We start from the raw sequence: 19,838 nt of genomic DNA on the forward strand, positions 1-19,838 counted from the left end.
GCCGGTTCATGGACGTGGCCACCGAGCTCGCCGATCTCTTCCACCGGCATGTGCACCGCGACTGGGTGCGCCTGGCTGGACGACGTGGCCACCGCGCCCTGCCTGCTGGTCGACGCCAAGTCGACGGCCCAGGCCCGGCTGGATCTGATGGCGCGGATCGAGTCCTCGCTGCACACCCCGGTGCGGATGGCGTCCGCCAAGCTGCTCGCGCTGCTCTGGGTCGGCAACGACCCGCTGGCCGTGCCGGACCGCCAGTGGGACCGGGAGATACAGCAGGCGTTCACCCAGCTGCGCCACAACACCACGCGGATCGACGCGGCCGCGCTCGAAGAAGCCGCCGACGCCTTCGCCGTATAGGCCGCACCGGCCGCACCGGCCCGGTCGACACCGGCCGAACCGACCCCGCCCGCCCGACCCCGCCCTACCCTTCGCGGCCCCTGAACGGGCCGATCCCGTACGCACCTCCCAGGGGGATCCTGTGACCGTCTTACCAACGCGCTGGCACTTCGTGCGGGCCCACCGCTTCCTGTCCTCCGCCCTGGCCCTGGTCGTCCTCGCGGCGGTCGGGGTGGGCGGGGTGTGGGCCTACGGAGCGCTCTTCCCGCCCGCCCTGTCCTGCGGAGCCGGCCTGACCCTGGTCGGCAAGCCGCTCAGCTGCGTGGGCGTCAACCTCGACGGCAGCCGGATGCGCAAGGACGAGCCGGCCGCGATGCGCCGGCTCGTGGCGCAGGTCAAGGCGGCCGACGACCAGGTCTCCGGGCCGTACGAGAGCGTGGCGCTGCTGCTGGACCTCACCCCGGTGGAGGGGGTGGACACCGACTCCTACGCGTCGCTCTACCCGAACATCGAGGGGGCCGTCAGCGCGCAGTGGCAGGCCAACCACACGGCGACCTACGGGACCAAGCCCGCGGTGAAGCTGTTCCTGGCCAATCTGGGCAGCGGGAACAACGGGTGGCAGGAGGCGGTGCGGCAGATCACGGCGCACACGGCCGACCACCACATCGACGAGGTGATCGGCCTCGGGCAGAGCACCATCCAGACCCGGCGGGCGGCCAAGGCGCTGACGGCCGCGCATCTCTCGGTGATCGGCGCGACCGTCACCGCCGACACGATGAACGCCGACCCCGACACCGGCAAACCCATGAAGGGCTTCTACCGGCTGTCGTACACGAACACGGACGCGGTGGCCGCCGCGGCGCAGTTCCTCGACGCGCGGCCCTCGCCGCCGGCGAAGGTGCTCATCGTGCGGGACACCGTCGGCGGCGACGACTACGTGCGGACGCTGGGCGCCGACGCGGACAAGGGACTCAAGGCGCGGGGCCGTACGCTCGCCGATCTCACGTATTCCTCGCCGGACACCGCGGTACAGGGCCGGCAGCGGCAGACCGACCTGCTGAACGTGTTCGGCCAGCGGCACGCCGCCATCTGCCAGGCGGACCCGCGGGCCATCTTCTTCGCCGGCCGCGGGTCCGACCTCGGGGCGTTCCTGCAGAGCCTGGACCAGGCCGGGCCGTGCCGGCTGGGCAATCCGGTCGTCCTCACCGGGGACGACGGCGCCGAGGGCATCGACGATCCGGCGGTGATCGCCGCGGCCGACCACGGGACGCCGATCTACTTCACCGCGCTGGCCAGCCCCGACGAATGGGACAGGGCGAGCTGCGAGAGCGGGGTGCGGACCGACTTCGAGGTGTTCAAAGCGGCCTTCACCGGCAAGCCGGACACCTGCACCCATCAGACGGTCGAGCAGGACGGCCCGCGGGCGGCGCCGCTGGCCTTCCCGGCGCGCGATCTGGACAACGGGCAGGCGATGCTGACCCACGACGCGGCCGCCGCGGCGTTCCGGGCCGCCCGCGACGGTGTGACCCCGGGCACCGACCAGACGGTCCGCCCGGACACCCTGAACGCGCTGTCCAGCTATGTCTGCCCCTCGATGCTGCCCGGGGCCGGGGGCTGGATCGCTTTCGGGGCCCAGGGCAATCCGGTGGACGCGGCGATCCCGCTGGTCCGGATCGGCCCCGGCGGCAAGGTCGGCACCCAGGGGGTCATCTGGGCGAAGCACACGCCGATGGAGGAACTTCCCAAGCTGGGCCAGCCGGTGCCGGGCTGCTGACCGGCCCCGATCCCGGTCCGGCCCGCCGCGGAAATCTACCGTGGCCGCGATAGACATGGTGGTTTCGGGTAGGTATTGTTCTTGTTGTAGCCGAGTACGAAGGGAGAGGAGTAGGCGCCATCAGTGTCAGTGGATGGTGTTGAAACCCCCTCGGGGCCCTGGTGCCTTCGGCGCCGGGGCCCTCAATGCGTCCCCACATGAGGTCAGAAGTGCCCCCTGAAAACCCCTCCCAGCCCACCGACCGGCTCGACGACGACGACTATCCCGCCTACACCATGGGCCGTGCGGCGGAGATGATCGGCACCACGCCGGGCTTCCTGCGAGCCATCGGCGAAGCGCGGCTGATCACCCCGCTGCGCTCCGACGGCGGCCACCGCCGCTACTCCCGCTACCAGCTCCGGATCGCCGCCCGCGCCCGCGAGCTCGTCGACGCCGGCACCCCGATCGAGGCCGCCTGCCGCATCGTCATCCTGGAGGACCAGCTGGAGGAGGCCCGGCGGCTCAACGACGAGATGCGCCGGCAGCGGGGGGACGCGCAGGAGCCCAGCGCCTCCCGGCACGGGTGAAAACCGCGGTAAACCTCTGATGCCCATGACATCCCGATGCGCATATCTACCGCGGCGGGTACAGAATTTGTCGCCATCCGCGGTGAGGGTTTATGGCACGGCGGGCGGAGTGAAATCGGTTGTCGCGCCTTGCCGGTCGCCTCGTGCTACGGTTGGGACCAGTTGCAGTTGTGGTTCCCAAAGACTTCAAGTGCTCCGGCCGGTTCACAACCCGGCAGGCGCACTTCTGTATTTCCGGTGCTATCCGGACGGGGTAATCATCGCGGCGACGCGGGGCTCGCACAGTGCGAGCCCTCTGTACTGCCCCGAAGGAGATATGACATGGCTACTGGCACCGTGAAGTGGTTCAACGCGGAAAAGGGCTTCGGTTTCATCGAGCAGGACGGCGGCGGCGCCGACGTCTTCGCCCACTACTCGAACATCGCCGCCTCTGGCTTCCGTGAGCTGCAGGAGGGCCAGAAGGTGTCCTTCGACGTCACCCAGGGCCAGAAGGGCCCGCAGGCCGAGAACATCGTTCCCGCCTGACGTCGAACCGCACGACGCAACTGGGTCCGCACCTTCGGGTGCGGACCCAGTTCCGTGTTTTTCCGCAGGTCTGCGGCCCGGGGGATCTCCCTGTCGGCCCCTTGCGTTCCACGTTTTTTCTCCGGCTCGTTCCTGCAATTCCTGGCGCTGTTCTTCTGCTGCCGAGAATTCCTCGATACGCGCCGCATCGAGGAAGGTTCTGCATGAACCGCACAGCTCGCACGAACGACCGATATTCCCGTGGCCGGAGCGAGCGCTCCGGCGCCCCGGTCCGTTCGGGTGCCCCGTCCCGCTCGGGTGGCGCCAACCGCTCCGGCGGCTACCAGCGGCGGCCGTCCGCCCGACAGGGTGAGTTCGCCCTGCCGGTGACCATCACGCCCGCCCTGCCCCCGGTGACGGCCTTCGCCGACCTGGACATGCCGGTCGAGCTGCTCACCACGCTCACCGGCCTCGGCGTGCTCGAGCCCTTCCCGATCCAGGGCGCCACGCTGCCGAACTCGCTGGCCGGCCGGGACGTGCTCGGCCGCGGCCGCACCGGATCGGGCAAGACCCTCGCCTTCGGGCTGGCCCTGCTGGCCCGTACCGCGGGGCAGCGCGCCGAACCGCGCCGGCCGCTCGGCCTGGTCCTGGTGCCCACCCGGGAACTGGCCCAGCAGGTGACCGACGCGCTCACCCCGTACGCCCGCCAGCTGCGGCTGCGGCTGACCACGGTGGTCGGCGGTATGTCGATCGGCCGCCAGGCCAGCGCACTGCGCGGCGGCGTGGAAGTGGTCATCGCCACCCCCGGCCGGCTCAAGGACCTCATCGAGCGCGGCGACTGTCGGCTGGACCAGGTCGAGATCACCGTCCTGGACGAAGCCGACCAGATGGCCGACATGGGCTTCATGCCGCAGGTCACCGAGCTGCTGGACCAGGTGCGGCCGCACGGGCAGCGGATGCTGTTCTCGGCCACCTTGGACCGCAACGTCGACCTGCTGGTGCGCCGCTACCTGCACGACCCGGTCGTCCACTCGGTCGACCCGGCGGCCGGCGCGGTCACCACGATGGAGCACCACGTGCTGCACGTGCACGGCGCCGACAAGCACGCCACCACCACCGAGATCGCCGCGCGCGACGGCCGGGTGCTGATGTTCCTGGACACCAAGCACGCGGTGGACCGGCTCACCAAGGACCTGCTGAACAGCGGGGTGCGGGCCGCCGCGCTGCACGGCGGGAAGTCGCAGCCGCAGCGCACCCGGACGCTGGCGCAGTTCAAGACCGGCCACGTCACGGTGCTGGTGGCCACGAATGTCGCGGCCCGCGGCATCCACGTGGACGACCTGGACCTGGTGGTCAACATCGACCCGCCGAGCGACCACAAGGACTACCTGCACCGCGGCGGCCGCACCGCCCGGGCCGGCGAGTCCGGCAGTGTCGTCACCCTGGTGCTGCCGCACCAGCAGCGCGACATGAACCGGCTGATGGCCGACGCCGGCATCACCCCGCAGATCACCCAGGTCCGCTCCGGTGAGGAGGGGCTGAGCCGGATCACCGGCGCGCAGGCCCCTTCGGGCATCCCGGTGACCATCTCGGCGCCGGTGCAGGAGCGGTCCGAGCGCGGCGGTGCCTCCTCCGGCCGCAGGCGCCGCAACCGCCCCGCCCAGCCCCGCCGCTCCTACGCCGCCGCGCCCCGCGCCTAGCCGGACCGGTCCCGGCGCGTCCCCCGGCCGCCCCCGGCCCACCGCAGCAGCGGTGGGCCGGGCGGCCGTTCGCACGCCCGCCGGGGATTACGGGGCAGCCCTTAGCATCGGAACATGACACTTCTGCCGGATGACGCGCTCCCGCTCGCCGCCGACTTCCCGGAGGCCGACCGCGAGCAGTGGCAGCGCCTGGTGGCCGGGGTCCTGCGCAAGTCGGGGCAGGACGTGTCGGGGCCCGAGGCCGAGCAGGCGCTCAGCACGGCGCTGGACGGCGGGCTGACCGTGCGGCCGCTGTACACCGCCGCCGACAGCGCCCCCGAGGCCGGTTACCCGGGGTTCGCGCCTTATGTACGCGGTGGGCGGCCGGTGGGCGGCTGGGACGTACGGCAGCGGCACGCGGGACCGGATCCCGCGGTCGTGAACGAGGCGGTGCTCGCCGATCTGGACAGCGGTGTCACCTCGCTGTGGCTGACGGCGGGCGGCGCCGGACTGCCGGTGGAGGGCCTGGACCGCGCCCTGGAGGGCGTCTACCTGGACCTGGCGCCGGTGGCGCTGGACGCGGGCCCGGAGACCGGCGCCGCCGCCGGCGAGCTGCTGCGGCTGTACGAGCGGCAGGGCGTGGCGCCGGAGGCGGCGGCGGGCAATCTGGGTGCGGACCCGCTGGGGTACACCGCCCGGACCGGCACGGAGGCGGGCGCCGCCCACTGGGCCGACGCGATCGCCCTGGCGCAGCGCTGCGCCGCCTCGCTGCCGGGCGTGCGGGCACTGGTCGTCGATGCCTCCCCGTATCACGAGGCGGGTGCCTCCGCGGCCCAGGAGCTGGGCTGCTCGCTGGCCACAGGGGTGGCGTACCTGCGGCGGCTGACGGACGCTGGCCTGCCGGTCGAGGCGGCCTGCCGGCAGCTGGAATTCCGCTACGCCGCCACCGCCGACCAGTTCCTGACGATCGCCACCCTGCGGGCCGCGCGCCGCCTGTGGGCGCGGGTCGCCGAGGTGAGCGGCGCGGCGGAGGCGGGCGCCCAGCGCCAGCACGCGGTGACCTCGCCGGTGATGATGACCCGGCGCGACCCGTATGTGAACATGCTGCGCACCACCGTGGCCGCGCTGAGCGCGGGCCTGGGCGGGGCCGACGCGGTGACGGTGCTGCCCTTCGACCACGCGCTGGGCCGTTCGGACGCCTTCGCCCGCCGTATCGCCCGCAACACCTCGACGATCCTGCTGGAGGAGTCGCACCTGGGCCGGGTCGCCGATCCGGCCGGCGGATCCTGGTACGTCGAGCGGCTGACCGACGACCTCGCGCACGCCGCCTGGGCGTTCTTCCAGGAGCTGGAGGCGGCCGGCGGCCAGGAGCGGGCGCTGCGCTCCGGCCTGGTCGGCGAGCGTATCGCCGCCCACTGGCAGGCACGCAGCCGCGATCTGGCCCACCGCAGGGAACTGGTCACCGGGGTCAGCGAGTTCCCCGACCTGGCGGAGAAGCCCGTCGAGCGGATCCCCGAGCCGCCGGCTCCGGCCGGCGGCCTGCCGCGGGTGCGCCGCGACGAGGCGTACGAGGCGCTGCGCGCCCGCTCCGACGCGCGGCTGGCCGCCACCGGCAGCCGCCCGAGGGTCTTCCTGGCCGCGCTCGGCCCCGTTTCCGCGCACACCGCCCGGGTCTCCTTCGCGGCGAACCTCTTCCAGGCCGGCGGCATCGAGCCGGTCCACCACCGGGTCCCGGCGGACGGGGCAGGCGTCGCGGCGGCTTTCGCGGCCTCCGGCGCCGTACTCGCCTGCCTGTGTTCCAGCGACGCGCTGTACGCGGAGCAGGCGGAAGGCGTCGCCCGGCAGCTGAAGTCGGCGGGCGCGCGGTGGGTGTTCCTGGCGGGCCGCCCGTCGGGGGCCGCCGAGGTGGACGCGTATGTCTTCGCGGGCTGCGACGCGGTGGCCGTCCTGGCCGACGCCCTCGACCGCGCGGGCCCGCAGACCGACCCGGGCCCGGACACCGACCCGGACCCGGACCCGGACCCGGACACCGATACCGACACGGACACGGACACGGACACGGACACGGAAGCGGTGGCGCGATGAGCATCCCGGACTTCGCCCAGGTGCCGCTGGGCCCGGGCACCCCCGCCCCGGTGACCGACGGCGCTTGGCGTTCGGCGGTGAAGGAGGCGACCGGCCACAGCCCGGACGACCTGCGGTGGGACACCCCGGAGGGCATCGCGGTCCAGCCGCTCTACACCGCCCGCGACCTGGACGGCCTGGACTTCCTGGACACCTACCCGGGGATCGCGCCCTACCTGCGCGGCCCGTACCCGACGATGTACGTCAACCAGCCGTGGACGATCAGGCAGTACGCCGGCTTCTCCACCGCCGAGGAGTCCAACGCCTTCTACCGGCGCAATCTGGCGGCCGGCCAGAAGGGCCTGTCGGTGGCCTTCGACCTGCCCACCCACCGGGGCTACGACAGCGACCACCCGAGGGTCACCGGCGATGTCGGCATGGCCGGGGTGGCCATCGACTCCATCTACGACATGCGGCAGCTCTTCGACGGCATCCCGCTGGACCGGATGACGGTGTCGATGACGATGAACGGCGCGGTGCTGCCGGTGCTCGCGCTGTACATCGTGGCGGCGCAGGAGCAGGGCGTGCCGGCCGCGAAGCTGGCCGGGACCATACAGAACGACATCCTCAAGGAGTTCATGGTCCGCAACACCTACATCTACCCGCCGGGCCCGTCGATGCGGATCATCTCCGACATATTCGCCTTCACCTCCCGGGAGATGCCGCGGTACAACTCGATCTCCATCTCCGGCTACCACATCCAGGAGGCCGGGGCGACGGCCGACCTGGAGCTGGCGTACACCCTCGCCGACGGCGTGGAGTACCTGCGGGCCGGGCAGAACGCCGGTCTGGACGTGGACTCCTTCGCGCCGAGGCTGTCCTTCTTCTGGGGCATCGGCATGAACTACTTCATGGAGATCGCCAAGTTGCGCGCGGCCCGGCTGCTGTGGGCCAAGCTGCTCGGGCAGTTCGAGCCGAAGAACCCCAAGTCGCTGTCGTTGCGCACCCATTCGCAGACCTCGGGCTGGTCGCTGACCGCCCAGGACGTCTTCAACAACGTGACGCGTACCTGTGTGGAAGCGATGGCAGCCACCCAGGGCCACACCCAGTCGCTGCACACCAACGCGCTGGACGAGGCGCTGGCGCTGCCCACCGACTTCTCGGCCCGGATCGCCCGCAACACCCAGCTGCTGCTCCAGCAGGAGTCGGGCACCACCCGGGTGATCGACCCGTGGGGCGGCAGCGCCTACGTCGAGCGGCTCACCTACGACCTGGCCCGGCGCGCCTGGCAGCACATCCAGGAGGTCGAGAAGGCCGGCGGCATGGCGCGGGCCATCGACGCCGGCATTCCGAAGCTGCGGGTGGAGGAGGCCGCCGCGCGGACCCAGGCGCGGATCGACTCCGGGCGGCAGCCGGTGATCGGCGTCAACAAGTACCGGGTGGAGACCGACGAGCGGATCGACGTGCTCAAGGTCGACAACTCCTCGGTACGGGCCCAGCAGATCGCCAAGCTGCGGCGGCTGCGCGCCGAGCGGGACGAGACGGCCTGCCGGGACGCGCTGCGGGCGCTGACCGAGGCCGCCGGTCGGGAGCCGGGCCCCGGGCCGGACGGCAATCTGCTGGCGCTGGCGGTGGCGGCGGCGCGCGCGATGGCCACCGTCGGGGAGATCTCCGGGGCGCTGGAGCAGGTCTACGGGCGGCATGCCGGGCAGATCCGTACCATTTCCGGTGTGTACCGCACCGAGGCCGGCGACTCCGCTCCCGTGGAGCGCACCCGCGAGCTGGTCGAGCGCTTCGGGGCGGCGGAGGGCCGCCGTCCCCGCATCCTGGTCGCCAAGATGGGGCAGGACGGGCACGACCGCGGCCAGAAGGTGATCGCCAGTGCCTTCGCCGACCTCGGTTTCGACGTGGACGTCGGCCCGCTGTTCCAGACGCCGGGCGAGGTGGCCCGGCAGGCGGTCGAGGCGGACGTGCACATCGTGGGCGTCTCCTCGCTGGCCGCCGGGCACCTCACCCTGGTGCCGGCGCTGCGCGAGGAACTCGCTGCCGAGGGCCGCGACGACATCATGATCGTGGTCGGCGGGGTGATTCCGCCGCAGGACGTGCCCACGCTGCTGGAGATGGGCGCGGCGGCCGTCTTCCCGCCGGGCACGGTGATTCCCGACGCGGCCTACGACCTCGTCGAGCGGCTGGGCGCGGCGCTGGGCCACGGCCGGGTGTAGGCGCCGATGCCGATCGACCTCGACGCGTATGTGAAGGGTGTGCTGGCCGGCAGCCGGGCGTACGTGGCCCGGGCGATCACCCTGGTGGAGTCCGGGCGGCCCGATCACCGCGCGGTGGCGCAGCGGCTGCTGACCGAGCTGCTGCCGCACACCGGCCGGGCCCGGCGGATCGGCATCAGCGGGGTGCCGGGCGTCGGCAAGTCCACTTTCATCGACGCCTTCGGCTCCCTGCTCACCGGCGCGGGGCACCGGGTCGCGGTGCTGGCCGTCGACCCGTCCTCGAGCCGCACCGGCGGTTCCATCCTCGGGGACAAGACCCGGATGGAGCGGCTGGCGGTGGATCCGGCGGCGTTCGTCCGGCCGTCGCCCAGCGCGGGCACGCTGGGCGGGGTGGCGAAGGCGACCCGCGAGTCGATCGTGGTGATGGAGGCGGCCGGCTACGACGTGGTGCTGGTGGAGACGGTGGGCGTCGGCCAGTCGGAGACCGCCGTGGCGAGGATGGTCGACTCCTTTCTGCTGCTGACCATGGCCAGGAGCGGCGACCAGTTGCAGGGCATCAAGAAGGGCGTGCTGGAACTGGCCGATGTCATCGCGGTCAACAAGGCCGACGGTCCGCACGAGCGCGATGCGCGGGCCGCGGCCCGTGAACTGGCCGGCGCACTGCGGCTGATGACCCCGGTCGACGCGGCCTGGACGCCGCCGGTGCTCAGTTGCAGCGCGCTGGAGTCGGCCGGGCTCGACACCCTGTGGGAGCGGCTCGAACAGCACCGGGCGGTACTGGAGGACGGCGGCCGGCTCGCGGCCAAGCGCGCCGGGCAGCAGGTGGACTGGGCCTGGGCGATGGTCCAGGACGAACTCCTCGGCAGCCTGCGCGCCCACCCGGTGGTACGGTCGCTGACTCCTGAACTGGAGCGGGAGGTGCGCGCGGGCGCGCTGACCGCGACCATGGCGGCGCAGCGGATCCTGCGGGCGTTCCGGGACGGGGGCTGACCGAACGGTTCGCCGACAGCCGCCGTACATTTATTCGTTGTCCACGATGCGGTCATGCGGTGCGCCGGGCAGACTCGGTACCCCACACCGGGCGGGAGGAGGCGGTTTCCGATGAGAGGCAGTCCCCTGCTGACCGTGCGCGGGATCTCGAAGCGGTTCGGCGCCGTGCACGCGCTGCGGGAGGTCGACCTCGCGATCAACGAGGGCGAGGTGGTCGGCCTGGTCGGGAGCAACGGCGCCGGCAAGTCCACGCTGGTCAAGGCCATCTCCGGGGTGTTCCCGCCGGAGAGCGGCGTCATCGAGTGGAAGGGCCGGCCGGTCGACCTGCGCCGGCCGATCGACGCGCAGCGGCTGGGCATCGCCACCGTCCACCAGGACACCTCGCTGTGCGACAACCTCGACACGGTGGACAACCTCTTCCTCGGCCGGCCGCTGCGGCGGTGGGGCGTGCTGGACGAGGTCGGGATGGAGAAACGATCCCGCAGCCTGCTGGACACCCTCGCGGTACGGATACCCAGCCTGCGCGTCCCGGTCGCCTCGCTGTCCGGCGCCCAGCGCCAGGGCGTCGCCATCGCGCGGGCCCTGATCGGCAACCCCGAACTCATCGTCCTGGACGAGCCGACCAACGCGCTCGGGCCCCGACAGGCCGCGCTGGTCCTGGAGTTGGTGCAGCGGCTGCGCGAACAGCACCTCAGTGTGCTGCTGGTCAGCGACGAGATGGAGGAGGTGCGGGCGGTCGCGGACCGGGTGGCGGTACTGCGGGTCGGCCGGGGCAGCGGCTTCTTCGACACCAAGTACACCACCCAGGAGCAGATCGACTCGGCCATCACCGGCAACCACGCGATGGCGGTGAACCTGCAGCAGAGCCTGCTGCCCCACGGGCTGCCGGAACAGGACGCGCTCGACGTCGCCTACCGCTATCTGCCCGCCCAGGCCGGGGTGGGCGGCGACTGGTTCGACGTCATCCCGCTGTCGGGCGCCCGGGTCGCGCTGGTGGTCGGCGACATCGTCGGGCACGGGATGCACGCCGCCGCCACCATGGGGCGGCTGCGGACCGCGGTGCACAACTTCTCCATGCTGGACCTGCCCTCCAACGAGCTGCTGGCCCACCTGGACGACCTGGTCGGCCGGATCGACAAGGACGAGGCGGCGGCCGGCAGCAGTGTCCCCATCGCGGGCGCCACCTGCCTGTACGCCATCTACGATCCGGTCTCGCGGCGCTGCGAACTGGCCCGGGCCGGCCACCTGCCGCCCGGCCTGGTGCACCCCGACGGCACCGCGGAGTTCCTGGACCTGCCGGCCGGACCGCCGCTGGGCCTGGGCGGGCTGCCCTTCGAAGCGGTGGAAGTGGAACTGCCCGAGGGCAGCCGGCTCGTCCTGTACACCGACGGGCTCGTCGAGGACCGCAACCGGGACATCGATGTCGGCCTCGACCTGCTGCGCGCCGCCCTGACCGGCCCCGACCGCACCCCGGACGAGGCCTGCGAACGGGTGCTCGACGCGCTGCTGCCCGAGAACCCCAAGGACGACATCGCCCTGCTCATCGCCCGCACCCAGGCACTCCCGGACCACCACATCGCCTGCTGGGAAGTCCCCGCCGACCCGGCCGCGGTCGCCGCCGTCCGCGACCGCGCCGACCGCCAGCTGGCCCAATGGGGCCTGGACGACCTCGCCTTCACCACCGAGCTGATCCTCAGCGAACTGGTCACCAACGCCATCCGCTACGCCAGCGGCCCCGTCGTCGTCCGCCTGCTGCGCGACCGCTCCCTCATCTGCGAGGTCTCCGACACCAGCAGCACCTCCCCCCACCTGCGGTACGCCGCCACCACCGACGAGGGCGGCCGCGGCCTGTTCCTCGTCGCCCAGATCGCCGAAAGCTGGGGCACCCGCTACACCGACGCCGGCAAAATCATCTGGGTCGAACAGCGCCTCCCCCACCAGCGCAACCCCGACGCCTGACCGGCGCCCCGTTACGCTGCAGTACGCCTCCTGGTCCGCGGAGCAGTGCGCGGGTATCGAGATCGTGGACGGGATGGTCCACCTGAGTCCCCGTGCGTCCAAGCGGCACAACCGCCTGGCCCGGATCCCGGCCAACGCCCTGGACGCCGCCGCGGGTCCGCGATGGAATGCCGACACGGACTTCGACGTCCGGCTCCAGGACGTGCCGCTCAGCAACCGCCGCCCCGACGTGGTCGTCTACCGCGCCGACACGATCGACGTCAGCCCCACCCGTCCCGAGCACGTGCTGCTGGCGTCGAGGTCGTCTCCCCCGGTTCGGAGGCCACCGGCCGGATCGTGAAGGCGGATCAGTACGCCAAGGCCGGAATCGCCTTCTACTGGCGCGTCGAGCAGGCCGCCGCCGGCCTGCCCCTCGTCTGCACCTACGTTCTCGATCCGGCCAGCGGCGACTACCGGGACGGCGAGGTGTTCACCGGTGCGGTCACGGCGATGGCGCCGTTCCCGGTGGACATCGACCTCACCGCGATCTGACCCGGCAAACGGGGGACGCCGGGGCCGGGGGGCGGGGGGAGGAACACTGTGGGGGAATCGCGCGTTTGACGATCATGGCTACTTTGGGACTGATCGGCAGTGGAAAGATCGGCAGCACGCTGGCGCGGCTCGCGGTGGATGCCGGGCTGGATGTGGTGCTGAGCAACTCGCGCGGGCCGGAGACGCTCGGCGAGCTGGTCGCGGAGCTCGGGCCGCGGGCGCGGGCCGGGACGGCGCAGGAGGCGGCGCGGGCCGGGGACTGGGTGGTCGTGACGATCCCCGTGAAGGCGTACGGGGATGTGCCCCGCGAGGCGCTGGCCGGGAAGGTCGTGCTCGACACCGGGAACTACTACCCGGCGCGGGACGGGCAGATCGCCGAGCTGGACGCGGGGGAGCTGACCAGCAGCGAGCTGCTCCAGCGGCGGCTGGACGGGGCGCACGTGGTGAAGGTGTTCAACAACATCTTCTTCACGCACCTCGCCGCGCTGCCCAAGCCGGCCGGCGACCCCGCCCGCAGCGCGCTGGCCATCGCCGGTGACGACGCCGACGCCAAGGCGCAGGCCACCGACCTGCTGTCCCGGCTCGGCTACGACGCGGTGGACATCGGGCCGCTCGCCGAGGGCTGGCGCTACGAGCCGGGGCAGCCGGCGTACGGGCAGCCGTACGCGGAGAAGCCCGGGCCCGACTTCATGGCGCAGCCGGCCGGGCCGTACTCCGCCGCCGAACTCACCGCGCTGCTGGCGGCGACCGAGCGCTGAGGCCCGCGGGACGCCGGGCGCCGCGCGGATCACCAGCTGTCGTCGGCCAGCAGGGTGCCGAGCGGACCCAGGTCCAGGCCGAGGTCCTCGCGGCGCAGGCCGTGGGCGCGGCACATCTCGGTCATCCGCTCGTCGAGCAGCATCAGGGCCGTGCCCAGCCGCTCCTCCTGCTCGGCGCCGAGATCGCCCTGGTCGAGGCGGCGGATCGCCTGGCGTTCCATCAGCTGGCGCAGCAGTTCGACCACGGTCAGGACCAGGGACGCCAGGTCGCGCCCCGGGTCCTTCGGGTCGAGGTCCACCTGGGCGGTGGTCACAGCGGCCCGCTGTCCGGCCAGAGCGCGGGCACGCGCTCGCTGACCGAGGCGAGCAGCGCGTGCAGGGACAGCCGGATCAGCGGCACCTCGGCGATGGCGATCACCACATCGCCGCTGATGACGACCCCGGTGGCCAGCACCCGGTCCAGCAGGTCGACCAGCGGCACCCCGATGGGCGCGCCGCTGTCCGGGCCCTGCCAGGCGACCGCGGTGCCGCCGGGCGTCATTCCCTGCCCCCCGCCGGTGAAGGAGTACGGCGCCCACGGGCCCGTCAGCTCGACGTCGAGGCCGTGCGCCGGGTCGTCGCGCAACGAGGCGATCAGCGCGCCGAGTTCGGCCGCCCGGCTGTCGGCCACCAGATAAGCGGCGTTCATCACCTGAACACGGTTCTTGCCGGTGACCGCGCTGCCGTGCGGCCGGCGCCGAACGGAGTCCACCGCGAGCCGGCTGACCGCCTCGTGCACCCGGGCGGCCGAGGTGACCGCCGCGTCCTGGCGGGCATGGCGGTCCCGCTCCCGCTCCCGGACCCGGCTCAGATAGGCCCGACCGCTGCCGGCCGGCTCCGCCGCCCCGGCCGCGGACCGGGCCGCGCCGCCCCGGGCGCTGCCCGCCGCCGTGTGTACCTTGACCGCCCATTCGGCGCAGCCCCGGACCCGCTCCAGCACAGCGGTGAAGTGCGCCCGCTTCGCGACGAGCGCGGTCCGCGCCCGGCCGGCATCGGTGAACAGGGTGCCGAGCGGCAGCGGCACCACCGGGCCGGCGGCGACCGCCGCGGCGACCACGGCGTGGTGGGCGCGCACACACACCTCGAGTTCCGCGCTGTCCGCCAGGCGCTGCCGCAGGGCGTCCTCGGCGAACAGGAACGCGGGCACGTCCTGGGTCACCGCCCACAGGGACTCGCCGAGATCGAGCAGACCGACCGAGCCGCCCCCGGCGTGCCCGGGCGCGGGCGCCAGCGCGGCCGGGTCGCCGGTACCGCAGATGGCGAAGACGTTGGTCAGCAGCCCCTCGGTGGTGACGGCCGGCGGGGTGGCGGGCGACGGGACGCCGGTCACCGGGGCACCACCCGGCGGGTGCGCCGGGTGGCGGGGCGGGCGCCGGCGCGTCCCGGCCCGCGCCGGCTCACGGTCCCGGTCGACGTCCGGGTCCGGCTCCTCGTCCTCGTCCGCGTCGACGTCCTGCTCGTCGTCCATGTCCTGGTCCAGCTCCCGGTCCTCCCGGTCCTCCCGGTCCTGCCGCCGGTCCCGCCGCCGGTCCAGCTCCGGCGACCGGTCCTGCCGCCGGTCCAGCTCCGGGTCCCGTTCCAGCTGCCGTTCCAGCTCCGCGACGCGCTCGCGCAGCCGTTCCTTCTCCTCGTCGTGGGCCAGCCGGGCGGCCCGCGACGAGAGCGCGGGATCGGTCTCCCACCAGTCGATACCGGCCTTCCTGGCCGTCTCCACCGACGAGACGAACAGGCGCAGCCGGATGGTGAGCAGCTCGATGTCGAGCAGGTCGATCTTGATGTCGCCCGCGATCACGATGCCCTTGTCGAGCACGCGTTCCAGGACGTCGGCGAGGCTGGCCGTGGCCGGGGCGGTCCCGTACGGGGTCGTCCCGGCGAGGTCGTGCTGCATCATCGGGCGGGCCCCCGCGACGCCCGTCCTCGGCGGGGGGCCGGCTTCTCCTGCTCCTCGTCGTCCTCGTCCTCGTCGTCGAACTCGTCGTCGTCGGCGTCCTGCGCGCCGGCCTCGTCCTCGTCGTCCTCCTCGTCGTAGGAGTCCTCTTCGCCCTGGTCGTCCTGGTCGTCCTCGTCGTCCTGCAGCGCGTCCTCGTGCGAGCGCACGACCTCGCCGTCGCGGATCTCGCCGCGCCAGCCCTCGACCTCTTCGTCCGCGTTCATCGTCACGTGCCGGCCGAAGTGCTTCAGGTCCAGCCGCAGCCGCCGGCCCACCGCGCGCCAGAGGTTGGCGAACTTCTCCATGAAGCCGTCGGGCTTGTACTCGACGACCACGAGGATGCGGGTGAGGTCCGGGGCCAGTTCGTGGAAGCTGACCACTCCGCTCGTGGTGCCCTTGTTGCCCTCCGATGTCCACCTGATCCGCTCGTCGGGGATCTGCTCCTGGACGGTGGCCTCCCAGTTGCGGGTGGAGAAGGCGATCTTCGCCGTCCACTTGGAGGTGACGTCGTCCTCCTTCGAGACGTCCTGGGCGCCCTTGGTGAAGGTGGGGAAGTCCTCCAACTGCGTCCAGTGGTCGTAGGCGATGCGTACCGGGACCCCGACATCGATGCTCTCCATGATGTTCGTGGTCTTGGAATCCCCCTCGTTGCCGTCCCCGCCGCCGCCACCCATCCCGGGAATCGCCTCCTTGGCCTTGCCCACGACCTTGTCCTTGGTGTCCTTGGCCTTCTGGCCGACCAGCGCCTTGGCCGGATTCTCGCCCTGCAGGATGCGCGCGCCGGCCGCCGCCGCGCCGCCCTTCTCCTCGGCCATGCCGGTGAGCTTGTCGGTCAGATCCGTTACCTTCTCGCCGGCCTTCTCCACCCAGCCCTGGGAGAGACCGTGCAGGAAGTCGGAGACCTCCTCCCGCAGTTCCTCCAGCCCGGTGCTGCCGCCGTTGGACCCGCTCTTCTTCTCGGCCATGCCCCTCTACCTTCCGCGCCGGTTCGACTGTGACGGTGAGCTGCCCGGTGATGTCCGCTGCGCGGGCGAGCGCTTCTGCGCCGCCTTCTTGCCGGCGGGCGGCGACTGCTTCGCCGCGGCCTTGCGCGGGGACGACGACTTCTTCGCCGCCGGCTGGTCCGGGGCCGGCTTCCTGGCCGCGGCCGGCTTCCGGCCGAGCGCCTTCTTGGCGGCGGGCTTCTCCGTGCCCCCGTCGCCGCCCTCGGCGGCCGAGCCCGCGCCGTGCGGCGCCCGGCGCCGGGCCGAGCGCTCCGACCGGCTGCGGCCGGGAGTGTGCCGGGCCCGCTGACGGTGCTCCGCCTCGGGCTGTTCGTCCTTGGCGGGCTCCGCCTCGGGTTCGTCCTCGTCCTCGACCTCCTCGACCTCGTCGTCCTCCTCGTACTCGTCCTCCGTCGCGCCGTCCTCGTCGTCCTCCTCGTCGTCCTCCTGGTCGTCCTCCTCATCACGGATGGCCAGGAGCTCCTCGCCCTCGGCCGCCGCGTCGTCCGCCGGCTCGGCGTCCTCCGCATCCTGATCCTGATCCCCGCCGGCCCGGCCGGCGCTGTTCCGCTCGCGGAGCGCTTCGGCCATCGCGGCGAACCGGCGGTCGGCCGAGCCCGTCACGGCCGAGCGCGCCGCGGTCAGCAGTTCCCCGCTGACCTTGTCGCGCAGCTCCGCCAGATGCGGGTGCTCCTTGAGGTGGCGCAGGCCCTCGTGGGCGAGCTTGGACGGCGACAGGCTGAATCTGCGCCCGGCCACGTAGGTGGCCAGGGCGAAGGCGTACTTGGCCTTCTTGGTGCGGCCGAGCAGGTAGCCGCTGGCGACCGCGGCGCTCACCGCCGCCTTGCTCGAGCTGTCCATCAGTGGATACCTCCGGGTGAGTGAAGCGTCGGATGCGGGCCCGCCGAGGCTGCGGGGCCGGCGGATTCGGTGGGGCCGGTCGGGCCGGCGGGGCCGGTCAGCAGATCGAGGAGGCGTCCCTCCTCGCGTTCGAACTGCTCGGTGTCGATCCGGCCCTCGTCATAGGCACGGTTGAGGGCCGCCAGCCGGGCACGGAGGGCGGCGGGGTCGTACAGCTCCTTGGCGGCGGTGTCCAGGACCACCTGGGAGATCCACTCGACGCCGCGTACCGGTGCCAGCGGCAGCATGATCAACCCCTTCAACAGGCCCATGTCAGGCTCGGGCCGGTGCGGGGAGGTCGGCGAAGCTGTAACAGGGCAGCGGGCCGGTCACCGTCACGGCGGCGCGTTCGGCGTGCTCGCGGGCCAGATCCCGCGCCGCCGACCGGAAGCGCGCGGCGCCGCCGGCCGGGACGAGGAACGAGGCGTTGAGGACGTACTCCGCGAGCTGGGGACCGTCCCGGACGTCCGCGGCCAGCGCCTGCAGCGCGGTCCGCACTGCGGCGGCGGCGGTCTCGGCGCGGTTGCGCAACCCCGCCACCACCGCTTCGCCCAGCCGTAGGTCGGCCTCCATGGAAGGCGACCGGCGGGAGTGTTCGCGGGCCTGCCGCACCCGTGGGTCGTCGCGCACGAGCGACGCCAGGCCGCTCTCGACCGGCGCCGCCTTGACGTTCATCTCGATGTGCCCGGCCACCCGGTCGAGCGCGGCCAGGTAGTCGGCCGCGGCCGCGCTGACCTGCTCGCGCAGCCGGTCCCGGTCGGGCGCGACGACGCCGAAGCGGGTCGGCAGCAGCGGACCCGCCGCGCACAGCGCGAGCTGGACCTCCTGGTGGGCCTGAAGATCCCGCCGGGTGGCGCGCAGCCGATCCGGCGCGGTGCTGACGACGACCGCTGCCTTTCCCGCGGTCAGCCTGCGGACCGGCTGGGGCGGCTGCCCGACCCCCCGCAGCTCGGCGGGCAGCGCGGTGGCGGCCCGGATCACCCCGTAGACGTACAGGCTCATCGCGCCCGGCTCTCCTCACGGTGGCGGGGGCGCGACCGTTCGCCGTCCATCCGGGAACGGGACCGGTGCCGCGGCTCCGTCTCCTCCTCGGCGGCGACGCCGTCCCCGTCGTCCGCGCCCAGCGCGCTCTTGACCTTCTGGCCCAGCGAGTGCCCCGCCTTCCTGGCGCCGACCCGCCCCGCGGCCCGGCCCATGCCGGCCGCACCGCCCACCCCGCCCAGACCGCCGAACAGCTCCGGCACGGTCCGGCTGGCGGTGTCGTTCGCCAGGTCCACGCGATTGCAGACCTCGGCGAAGCGGAGGTACGTGTCGACGCTGGCGACCACGATCCGCGCGTCGATCTTGAGGATCTCGATGCCGACCAGCGACACCCGGACGAAGACATCGATGACGATGCCGCGGTCCAGGATGAGTTCGAGTACGTCGTAGAGCGTGCCGGCCCGGGGGGCGTACACGACTTCTTCGGAGATGACGGTCACGGCGACACCGGCCCTTGTTTCTCGACTTGTCTCGGCTGTCTCGGCTGTCTCGGTCGACTCGGCTACGGAGGAAGGCGGCTCACGGCGGGTCAGCGGTCGGCGGCGCCGCGTCGGTAGCGGCGGACCCGCCGGTAGCTCAGCAGCGACCCGTCCTCGTCCAGCTCGACTTCGTAGGTGGCCATCAGGCTGGTCGTGTCGGGGATGCGCTCCACCTCCAGCACGTCCACGCAGACACGCCAGTGGTTCTCCTGCACCTGGGAAACCTCGGAACTGCCCTCGGCGGGATGCCCGATCAGCCGGGTGAGGCTGCGGGCCGCCCGGCGGGCCGCCTCCGAGGCGTTCGTCACCGGGGAGGGCCGGGCACTGCTTCGCTTGGTCGCCGGCCGGGAACGCCGTACACGCTGTTCTGCCATGTACCCGAGTCTTGGCAACGATCCGGTGGTCCGCATCCGGTGCTGCCCCATCCGTGGAAGGGCACACGACAGGGCGGGGGCGCGGCGGGTGACGGGGCGGGTGACGGGGGGGGTGACGGGGGGGGTGACGAAGGCGGCCCCCCGGGCGCGACGGCGGGGCGTGGTGCGGGACGATGAACGCGGGCCGGAATGACGGCCGGGGCAACGGGAAAACATCGGTCTACCGGGTGGTACGGCCGCCCGGGCGGCGGGGCGATCGAGGAGCGGCGGAGGAGACGGCGCGATGACGCGGATGGAGGGGCGGGACGCGGCGGCCGACAGCGCCTTCGGGGCCGGGCACCCGGGCACCGGGACTCCGCTGGCGGCACCCGTCGCCGCGAGCCGCGCCGCTGATCGCGCTCAGCCGGCTGGTCCCGCCGATCCAACGCATCGCCCAGATCCCGCCGACGCCGATGATCTCGCCGATCTCGCCGATCTCGCCGACGCCGATGATCCCGCCGATCTCGCCGCCGAACGGGAGGCGTTGCGGCGGGAGGTCGCCGTGCTCCGCGAGACGATGGCCGCGCGGGCCGCGTTCGACATGGCCTGCGGGATCGTGATGGCCACCGGCCGCTGCTCGCGGCCGGAGGCGGTCGGCGCGCTGCTGGACGTCGCCCGCCGGACCGGGGCCACCCGCGGCGCGGTCGCCCGGCTGCTGGTGGAGGGCATC

At 72.9% G+C, this 19,838-nt stretch carries 19 protein-coding genes and 2 pseudogenes; 12 read left to right on the forward strand and 9 right to left on the reverse strand.

Annotation, left to right across the window (positions count from 1 at the left end):
- The 11 genes and pseudogenes from GA0115240_RS12935 to GA0115240_RS12985 all read left to right on the forward strand — a co-directional run.
- On the forward strand, positions 1-357 hold a 357-nt coding region (locus GA0115240_RS12935), incomplete at its 5' end, for a hypothetical protein (RefSeq protein ID WP_218087423.1).
- A gap of 121 nt (positions 358-478) precedes the next feature.
- The gene (locus tag GA0115240_RS12940) at positions 479-2,110 is read left to right on the forward strand and encodes a hypothetical protein (protein ID WP_141708820.1); all 1,632 of its coding nucleotides are present in this window, start codon (positions 479-481) and stop codon (positions 2,108-2,110) included.
- Positions 2,111-2,319: 209 nt separating this feature from the next.
- Positions 2,320-2,676, forward strand: coding sequence for a MerR family transcriptional regulator (locus GA0115240_RS12945; RefSeq protein ID WP_093736833.1), 357 nt, complete (start codon positions 2,320-2,322; stop codon positions 2,674-2,676).
- A 321-nt stretch (positions 2,677-2,997) separates the two neighbouring features.
- A complete protein-coding gene (locus tag GA0115240_RS12950) occupies positions 2,998-3,201 on the forward strand; it encodes a cold-shock protein (RefSeq protein WP_033176667.1) in 204 nt (67 codons plus the stop codon).
- Positions 3,202-3,404: 203 nt separating this feature from the next.
- Positions 3,405-4,880, forward strand: coding sequence for a DEAD/DEAH box helicase (locus GA0115240_RS12955; RefSeq protein WP_093736834.1), 1,476 nt, complete (start codon positions 3,405-3,407; stop codon positions 4,878-4,880).
- A 114-nt stretch (positions 4,881-4,994) separates the two neighbouring features.
- A complete protein-coding gene (locus GA0115240_RS12960) occupies positions 4,995-6,944 on the forward strand; it encodes a methylmalonyl-CoA mutase subunit beta (protein WP_093736835.1) in 1,950 nt (649 codons plus the stop codon).
- Positions 6,941-9,145, forward strand: coding sequence for a methylmalonyl-CoA mutase (gene scpA, locus GA0115240_RS12965; RefSeq protein ID WP_093736836.1), 2,205 nt, complete (start codon positions 6,941-6,943; stop codon positions 9,143-9,145). The genes GA0115240_RS12960 and scpA overlap by 4 nt, the downstream gene beginning before the upstream one ends.
- Positions 9,146-9,151: 6 nt before the next feature.
- Entirely contained in the window at positions 9,152-10,135 is a 984-nt protein-coding gene (gene meaB / locus GA0115240_RS12970; RefSeq protein WP_093736837.1) for a methylmalonyl Co-A mutase-associated GTPase MeaB, read from the forward strand.
- 111 nt (positions 10,136-10,246) lie between these two features.
- A complete protein-coding gene (locus tag GA0115240_RS39205) occupies positions 10,247-12,094 on the forward strand; it encodes a SpoIIE family protein phosphatase (protein WP_161302186.1) in 1,848 nt (615 codons plus the stop codon).
- Positions 12,095-12,110: 16 nt separating this feature from the next.
- Positions 12,111-12,625: pseudogene (locus GA0115240_RS12980) on the forward strand (Uma2 family endonuclease).
- A 74-nt stretch (positions 12,626-12,699) separates the two neighbouring features.
- Complete coding sequence (locus GA0115240_RS12985) at positions 12,700-13,383, forward strand: NADPH-dependent F420 reductase (RefSeq protein WP_093736846.1); 684 nt, start codon at positions 12,700-12,702, stop codon at positions 13,381-13,383.
- 29 nt (positions 13,384-13,412) lie between these two features.
- Here GA0115240_RS12985 and GA0115240_RS12990 read toward each other — a convergent pair whose 3' ends face one another.
- From GA0115240_RS12990 to gvpO, 9 genes and pseudogenes are all read right to left on the reverse strand, one after another.
- On the reverse strand, positions 13,413-13,697 hold the full coding sequence (locus tag GA0115240_RS12990; RefSeq protein ID WP_093736839.1) for a gas vesicle protein K: 285 nt from the start codon (positions 13,695-13,697) through the stop codon (positions 13,413-13,415).
- Positions 13,694-14,890, reverse strand: coding sequence for a gas vesicle protein GvpJ (gene gvpJ / locus GA0115240_RS13000; protein ID WP_237554838.1), 1,197 nt, complete (start codon positions 14,888-14,890; stop codon positions 13,694-13,696). Before gvpJ (GA0115240_RS13000) ends, GA0115240_RS12990 begins: the two co-directional genes overlap by 4 nt.
- Positions 14,891-14,962: 72 nt before the next feature.
- Positions 14,963-15,313: pseudogene (locus tag GA0115240_RS13005) on the reverse strand (gas vesicle protein); the annotation flags it as partial.
- Complete coding sequence (locus GA0115240_RS13010; RefSeq protein ID WP_093736840.1) at positions 15,310-16,317, reverse strand: SRPBCC family protein; 1,008 nt, start codon at positions 16,315-16,317, stop codon at positions 15,310-15,312. The gene GA0115240_RS13010 and the pseudogene GA0115240_RS13005, both read right to left, overlap by 4 nt.
- 6 nt (positions 16,318-16,323) lie before the next feature.
- Positions 16,324-17,196: a hypothetical protein gene (locus GA0115240_RS13015; RefSeq protein WP_093736841.1), complete on the reverse strand. Its 873-nt coding sequence runs from the start codon at positions 17,194-17,196 to the stop codon at positions 16,324-16,326.
- Entirely contained in the window at positions 17,196-17,507 is a 312-nt protein-coding gene (locus GA0115240_RS13020; protein WP_093736842.1) for a gas vesicle protein GvpG, read from the reverse strand. The genes GA0115240_RS13015 and GA0115240_RS13020 overlap by 1 nt, the downstream gene beginning before the upstream one ends.
- A 1-nt stretch (position 17,508) precedes the next feature.
- Complete coding sequence (locus GA0115240_RS13025; protein WP_093736843.1) at positions 17,509-18,237, reverse strand: GvpL/GvpF family gas vesicle protein; 729 nt, start codon at positions 18,235-18,237, stop codon at positions 17,509-17,511.
- Positions 18,234-18,716, reverse strand: coding sequence for a gas vesicle protein GvpJ (gene gvpJ / locus GA0115240_RS13030; protein WP_093736844.1), 483 nt, complete (start codon positions 18,714-18,716; stop codon positions 18,234-18,236). Before gvpJ (GA0115240_RS13030) ends, GA0115240_RS13025 begins: the two co-directional genes overlap by 4 nt.
- An 89-nt stretch (positions 18,717-18,805) precedes the next feature.
- The gene (gene gvpO / locus GA0115240_RS13035; protein WP_093736845.1) at positions 18,806-19,129 is read right to left on the reverse strand and encodes a gas vesicle protein GvpO; all 324 of its coding nucleotides are present in this window, start codon (positions 19,127-19,129) and stop codon (positions 18,806-18,808) included.
- Positions 19,130-19,412: 283 nt separating this feature from the next.
- Here gvpO and GA0115240_RS13040 point away from each other — a divergent pair.
- Positions 19,413-19,838: ANTAR domain-containing protein (locus GA0115240_RS13040; RefSeq protein ID WP_141708821.1), on the forward strand; the 426-nt coding region annotated here is incomplete at its 3' end.

Origin of the sequence: Streptomyces sp. DvalAA-14, from assembly GCF_900091855.1 — a bacterium.
In the GTDB taxonomy this organism is placed as follows: Bacteria; Actinomycetota; Actinomycetes; order Streptomycetales; family Streptomycetaceae; genus Actinacidiphila.

What these genes read in the sequence shown, in the direction of transcription:
- gvpJ (WP_237554838.1), bottom strand. Translation starts at nt 14,890, where the DNA reads ATGGACGACGAGCAGGACGTCGACGCGGACGAGGACGAGGAGCCGGAC.
- GA0115240_RS13015 (WP_093736841.1), bottom strand. Translation starts at nt 17,196, where the DNA reads ATGGACAGCTCGAGCAAGGCGGCGGTGAGCGCCGCGGTCGCCAGCGGC.
- GA0115240_RS13025 (WP_093736843.1), bottom strand. Translation starts at nt 18,237, where the DNA reads ATGAGCCTGTACGTCTACGGGGTGATCCGGGCCGCCACCGCGCTGCCC.
- GA0115240_RS13010 (WP_093736840.1), bottom strand. Translation starts at nt 16,317, where the DNA reads ATGGCCGAGAAGAAGAGCGGGTCCAACGGCGGCAGCACCGGGCTGGAG.
- GA0115240_RS12960 (WP_093736835.1), top strand. Translation starts at nt 4,995, where the DNA reads ATGACACTTCTGCCGGATGACGCGCTCCCGCTCGCCGCCGACTTCCCG.
- GA0115240_RS39205 (WP_161302186.1), top strand. Translation starts at nt 10,247, where the DNA reads ATGAGAGGCAGTCCCCTGCTGACCGTGCGCGGGATCTCGAAGCGGTTC.
- GA0115240_RS12955 (WP_093736834.1), top strand. Translation starts at nt 3,405, where the DNA reads ATGAACCGCACAGCTCGCACGAACGACCGATATTCCCGTGGCCGGAGC.
- meaB (WP_093736837.1), top strand. Translation starts at nt 9,152, where the DNA reads ATGCCGATCGACCTCGACGCGTATGTGAAGGGTGTGCTGGCCGGCAGC.
- scpA (WP_093736836.1), top strand. Translation starts at nt 6,941, where the DNA reads ATGAGCATCCCGGACTTCGCCCAGGTGCCGCTGGGCCCGGGCACCCCC.
- GA0115240_RS13020 (WP_093736842.1), bottom strand. Translation starts at nt 17,507, where the DNA reads ATGGGCCTGTTGAAGGGGTTGATCATGCTGCCGCTGGCACCGGTACGC.
- gvpO (WP_093736845.1), bottom strand. Translation starts at nt 19,129, where the DNA reads ATGGCAGAACAGCGTGTACGGCGTTCCCGGCCGGCGACCAAGCGAAGC.
- GA0115240_RS12950 (WP_033176667.1), top strand. Translation starts at nt 2,998, where the DNA reads ATGGCTACTGGCACCGTGAAGTGGTTCAACGCGGAAAAGGGCTTCGGT.
- GA0115240_RS12985 (WP_093736846.1), top strand. Translation starts at nt 12,700, where the DNA reads ATGGCTACTTTGGGACTGATCGGCAGTGGAAAGATCGGCAGCACGCTG.